Source organism: Thermomonas sp. (assembly GCF_025993755.1).
Taxonomy (GTDB): domain Bacteria; phylum Pseudomonadota; class Gammaproteobacteria; order Xanthomonadales; family Xanthomonadaceae; genus Thermomonas.
The window spans coordinates 1-4,889 of record NZ_JAMQHN010000099.1; the positions used below are offsets into that span (position 1 = coordinate 1).

A 4,889-nucleotide genomic window follows, 5' to 3' on the forward strand; every position below is an offset into this window, starting at 1 on the left:
AAAGCGCGTAAGCCTTGCGATACCAGAAACCTACCGAACGAGAGCTGTCAGACAAGAAGGGCTAGTGCGGTCTTCCCACACTAAAATCCGGATACCCCAAAAAAGTCGCCAAAATCATAAGCCGGCAGGTCCCCACTTCCGACCTAGTTCGCCAGGATCCGGCTCGAATAATCGAGCGGCGCGATCTCCCGGCTCAAGTCGAGTGTGTAGTCCCCAAAGCGATTGATGTGACTGGTCCGGTACGGCTGAGTTCCGGAAACAGCACCAGGTCGGCGTGATAGCGATCGCGCGCCTCGGCGATCCGCTCGGCAATGCGCCCTGCGTTGCCGTCGATGTCCCCGACGGGAAAGTCCGCCTGGACCAACGCGATACGCAGGCTCACGGGCAGTTCCCATCAAGGCATCGCATCGCCAGACGCTTCATGCCGACCGCTTCCGACGCACGTCTGTCGTCTTGACCCGCGAGGCAGGCATCGGTTCCCGCAAGGTGGCCAGAATCGAGCACTGGCCCCGTGCGCCTCCGGAGCACGCATTGATCGTGCGGTCCAATTCCCGGGCAATGCGATTGAGCTCGCGGAGCTTGCTGCGGATATCTGTCAGATGCTCGCGGGCAATCGCATCGATCTCGCCGCAGGAGAGCGTGCGGTCGCTTTCCAGCCGTAGCAGGCTGCGGATCTCATCCAGGCTGAAGCCGAGGTCGCGGCTGCGGGTGATGAAACGCAGCCGATCCACTTCGTCATCGCGGTACTCGCGGTAACCGCTGGCGGTTCGGCGCGGTTTGGGCATCAGCCCCACGCGCTCGTAGTAGCGAATGGTTTCCAGATGACAGCCGCTGGATTCGGCCGCTTCGCTGATCTTCATCGACGCCTCTTGACCCTATAGTAGCTACGGACTTTACCCTGTGGGGCCTACGGGCGCTATGCCCTCGCAGAACGGAGGCCGTCATGCCATGGAGTGTCGACCAGCGCAGCATTGTGCGCGACTCGTGGTCGCCTTCGGGTTGGCGATCGGGTTGCTGGTGGCGGGCCGCTGAGGTCGCAGTTGCTTGACTCTGTAGCCGGTACAGGGTTTATCCTGCGCAGCTGCAACTGGTTCCCATTCCCGTTCGACCCTCTCCCACCTAGGCGCTTTCCGTGACGAACTCCTTCTGCCGTGGCTTGCTGATCGCTTTATTGGCCTCGCTGTGCCTGCCGGGGTTCAGCCGAGATACGTGTAAAAATGCCCCACGAACCTATAATAGTTCTTTCAATGCAATAACTTAGCCGACATTTTTCTTCTTCACCGGCTGCGCTAGCAGATCGAGCGTCGGGCACGGAGCGCCTGTCGCCGCATGGCGACATTCATCCACCAAATGCTCAAGGTCGGCTTCCAGTTGTCGTAGGTCATCTAGTCGCCGTCGTATTTCGGCCAACTTCAGTTCAGTCAGGTGGCGAGTCTGTTCGCAGGCGCGCTGGCCTTTGACCGCCAGCAGCCCCGCAATCTCGTCGAGACTGAACCCCATCGCCTGTGCCCGGCGGACGAACTGAAGCCGGCCGACATCGTCTGGACCGTACCGCCGCACGCTGCCCATGGGGCGCTTAGGCTCTGGCAGCAGACCTCGCCGCTGGTAGTAGCGGACTGTTTCCACATGAACGCCGGCGGCTGCAGCCAGCCGGCTGATCGTCATTGCGCCAGCAGCCATCCACTTGACTCCGTACTTAGGTACGGAGATTACCATGCGGGTATGGCCCTACGCCCCGCGCATTCCTCCCTCCCTGCCCTCATAGGAGCTGCCGTCGCGACTATCGGCGCGTCCGTGTGCTGTGTCGTGCCCTTGGTGCTGGTCCTGATGGGTATCAGTGGCGCCTGGATCTCCAATCTCACTGCACTGGAGGCTTGGCGCCCGTGGTTCAGCGCGGCCACGTTGGTGTGCCTGGGCTGGGCGTTCTGGAGGCTCTATGGTCCAACCCGACGCTGCCACATCGATGGCATTTGCGTCGATCCCATGCGATTGCAACGCCAGCGGTGCTGGCTGTGGTTCGCCACTGGCCTGATCGTTCTACTGCTGCTCTTCCCTTACTACATCGGCTGGTTCCTGTAGGAGTCCCACATGCACAAGATCCTTCTCAGTCTGGTACTCACGGCATGGATGGGCCTGGCTTGGGCGGCTACTCCAAAGCAGGTAGTCCTGCAGGTGGAGAACATGACTTGTCCAGCGTGCAACATCACGATCGAAAAGGCGTTGGACGCGGTACCGGGTGTGACGACGAAGCGTATTGATGCCAAAGCCGCCACCGTGTCGGTGGGGTTCGATGCCGAGCGGACCAACGTGGCTGCTATCGCGAAAGCCATCACCAACGCCGGCTTTCCGGCCAAGGTGAGCGCGAACGGTGGCTAAGACGCAGCTGCAAAGTACGCTTACGTGCCCTGCATGCGGGCACCAGGCAACCGAAACCATGCCCACCACGGCGTGCCAGTTCTTCTATGAGTGCTCCGCCTGCCACACGCTCCTGCATCCTAAAACAGGCGATTGCTGTGTGTTTTGCTCCTTCGGCACGGTGCCGTGCCCGCCTATCCAGCAACACAGTTCCTGCTGCGGCCATACAGGCTGAATCCCGCTACGCAATCAGGGCCAGCTCGATTTCGTACGGTTCCGGAAGATCGTCCACGTCGATCAGGTAATCGCCGAAGCGCTTCACGTGACTGGTCACGTAGGGGCTGAGCGTAGCCACGTCCTCCTGGGTGATCTTCCAGCCAGCCCGTATAAGCGTCTTGATGATGCGGGTTTGTTCGACCACGTTATGGAAGATGACGGCGTTGGCGACCAGGTCGTTGTACTTGACTGCCTTCTCCTGCTCGAGCGGATCGTTATCGGCGATCACGCCCTCTCCGCCGAAGAAGAAATACTTGGAGAATCCGTTATAGGCCTCGACCTTGTTGGTGGAGGCGGTGATCTGCTCGCGCAGCTCGCGGTCGGAAATGTATTGCAGCAGGAACAACGTGCGTACCGCGGCCCCCAGAGCCCGAAAGGTCTGGTACAGCCGATTCTTGCGGCTGTAGTTGCCAAGCTTGCGCAGCAGTGTCGACGCCGCGATCTTGCCGGACTTGATCGACAGCACCACTTGCATCAGATCCTTCCAGTGGGTCTCGATCAAATCCCAGTCCACGTCTTCCCGGAACAGCGCGTCGATGTGCTCGTAGCGGCTGTCCTCCTCCGGACGGAAGAACCGGTAGTCGCGCCAATTGCGGATACGCGGCATCAGCTGGATGCCCAGTAGATGCGACAGCCCAAACACCGGCAACGATTGGCCCTGAGTATCGGCGTGGACGGTGTCAGGTTGGATATCAGAGGTGTTCTTCAACAGCCCGTCGATGATGTACACCGCTTCCCACACACCGCAAGGGATGAAATGACTGAAGAGCGCCACGTAGGTATCAGATACGTGGTGATAGGCAATGCCGCCGTAGCCGCCATAACGGATGTGGTATGACGCGAGCAGATTCTGGTCGTACAGGTCGTACTTGGTGCCGTCGGCCGCGGCACGCTTCCCGTCACCCCAGAGTTTTGGGAGTTGCAGGCCGGCATAGCTGTTGATGATGTCGCGACAGGCCGCTGCCAGCTTGTTCGCATCCACGTGCCGGCGATTGACGAACGACAGCATGTGCGCGGAAGCGGCGCCACGCAGGTGCCGTGCGGCTTGGGCCGGGCCAAGGTTGCAGCCATAGGTGAACGCCGTCAGCACGTAGCGCTCGGTCGGCTGGTCGATCTTGGTGTCGGATCCGGACAGCGGTCCGAAATGCCGCGGCCAGCCGGTCCAGTGGGCCACGTCGCACAGGATCTCGATGACGCTGCGCTCGCGCAGGCGGTCGAGGATCGCGGTTTCCAAGGCGCGAGCACCGCGGCTCATGTCCTTGGCCTTGTGGCGTTTGAGCACCGGCAACCCGTCGTCGTCGATGATCACCTGGCCGTTCTCCAGATAACCCTGGTCGGTCAGGTCTGCAACCTGCATCAGCTTGCTCTGCAGCGCATTGACGAATCCCACCGCAGAGGCCGGCAAGCCTACTTGGCGACAGTAGTCGTCCAGCAGCGGCTCGCACTGCTCCCAAGGCAGCAACTGCTGGCGGTAGTCGGCGTAGGTTTCCGAGCCGCGTACAGCCACGTCGCCGGATTTCAGTTCGTTGGCCAGCGAGGAGAACACGCACACCTCGAACAGGCGGCGATGGATGCGTTCCTCTCCCTGTTCGGTGCGGCGGGTAATGGTCTTTCGCCAGAGATGGGTCGTGAACGCCAGATCGACCGGTTCATCGAGCCAATCGCCGCGGGCACGCTCCTGCGACAGGATCAGCTCGATAGCATCCATCAACGAACGGTCTTCGGTGGTGGATTCCAGGTCTAGCCTGCGCACCATGCGCAGGATGGTGGCGCGGTGGCTCTTATAGAAAGGCCACAGCAACGGCAGATGGTTGTCACCGCTGTGGGCGGCGATGGCCTCGCAATCGGCCTGTAGGGTCTGGGCGCCCCCGCGCGTGTTGACCAGGCGGCGGATTTCCCGTCCCGCGTCGGTGTCGCCAGGATGGCGATCGAGCACCTGGATCACATCCGACATCGTGGCCACGATGGCCTCGGTCTTCTCGCGGTAGCGCGCATGCAGCCGCTCCAGTTCCTCTTTACCGCGGTTGTGGATGTTGCCCATGCGTTTGATGAACATTTCCGCCAGGTCATCGCGGGTTTGCACGCGGGCGCGGTGGATCAGGCACAGTAGTAGCGCGTGTCGCTTAGCCGGGCCGAAATCGCGCAGCTCGGCGGCGTCCAGCGCCCGGGCCTCGGCAGCAAAGTGCTTGCGTTTGAGTTCTGGCACCTCCGCCAGATGTTGCTCGTCGCCTACCAGCTCGCCTAACTGGGCGATATGA

At 61.3% G+C, this 4,889-nt stretch carries 6 protein-coding genes and 1 pseudogene; 3 read left to right on the top strand and 4 right to left on the bottom strand.

Features of this window, described 5'->3' with window-relative positions; genetic code table 11:
• Window positions 1-235 precede the first annotated feature (235 nt).
• The 3 genes and pseudogenes from Q0X16_RS06780 to Q0X16_RS06790 all read right to left on the bottom strand — a co-directional run.
• Window positions 236-388: pseudogene (locus Q0X16_RS06780) on the bottom strand (nitrilase-related carbon-nitrogen hydrolase); the annotation flags it as partial.
• A gap of 31 nt (window positions 389-419) precedes the next feature.
• Complete coding sequence (locus Q0X16_RS06785; protein ID WP_114958852.1) at window positions 420-860, bottom strand: helix-turn-helix domain-containing protein; 441 nt, start codon at window positions 858-860, stop codon at window positions 420-422.
• 397 nt (window positions 861-1,257) lie between these two features.
• The gene (locus Q0X16_RS06790) at window positions 1,258-1,680 is read right to left on the bottom strand and encodes a MerR family transcriptional regulator (RefSeq protein ID WP_297832376.1); all 423 of its coding nucleotides are present in this window, start codon (window positions 1,678-1,680) and stop codon (window positions 1,258-1,260) included.
• A gap of 42 nt (window positions 1,681-1,722) precedes the next feature.
• Between Q0X16_RS06790 and Q0X16_RS06795 the strand changes: the two genes are divergently transcribed.
• From Q0X16_RS06795 to Q0X16_RS06805, 3 genes are read left to right on the top strand one after another with little or no spacing between them, the layout of a single operon-like run.
• Window positions 1,723-2,079: a mercuric transporter MerT family protein gene (locus Q0X16_RS06795; RefSeq protein WP_291210767.1), complete on the top strand. Its 357-nt coding sequence runs from the start codon at window positions 1,723-1,725 to the stop codon at window positions 2,077-2,079.
• A 9-nt stretch (window positions 2,080-2,088) separates the two neighbouring features.
• Window positions 2,089-2,376 carry a cation transporter gene (locus Q0X16_RS06800; protein ID WP_291210769.1) on the top strand — a complete coding sequence of 96 codons (288 nt, stop codon included), beginning with the start codon at window positions 2,089-2,091 and terminating at the stop codon, window positions 2,374-2,376.
• Window positions 2,369-2,590: a GDCCVxC domain-containing (seleno)protein gene (locus tag Q0X16_RS06805; protein WP_291210770.1), complete on the top strand. Its 222-nt coding sequence runs from the start codon at window positions 2,369-2,371 to the stop codon at window positions 2,588-2,590. The genes Q0X16_RS06800 and Q0X16_RS06805 overlap by 8 nt, the downstream gene beginning before the upstream one ends.
• Window positions 2,591-2,596: 6 nt before the next feature.
• Here Q0X16_RS06805 and Q0X16_RS06810 read toward each other — a convergent pair.
• A partial coding sequence (locus Q0X16_RS06810) for a Tn3 family transposase (RefSeq protein ID WP_297832381.1) occupies window positions 2,597-4,889 on the bottom strand: 2,293 nt, incomplete at its 5' end.

Coding starts and splice junctions, on each gene's coding strand:
- Q0X16_RS06800 (WP_291210769.1), top strand. CDS start 2,089: ATGCACAAGATCCTTCTCAGTCTGGTACTCACGGCATGGATGGGCCTG.
- Q0X16_RS06795 (WP_291210767.1), top strand. CDS start 1,723: ATGGCCCTACGCCCCGCGCATTCCTCCCTCCCTGCCCTCATAGGAGCT.
- Q0X16_RS06785 (WP_114958852.1), bottom strand. CDS start 860: ATGAAGATCAGCGAAGCGGCCGAATCCAGCGGCTGTCATCTGGAAACC.
- Q0X16_RS06790 (WP_297832376.1), bottom strand. CDS start 1,680: ATGGCTGCTGGCGCAATGACGATCAGCCGGCTGGCTGCAGCCGCCGGC.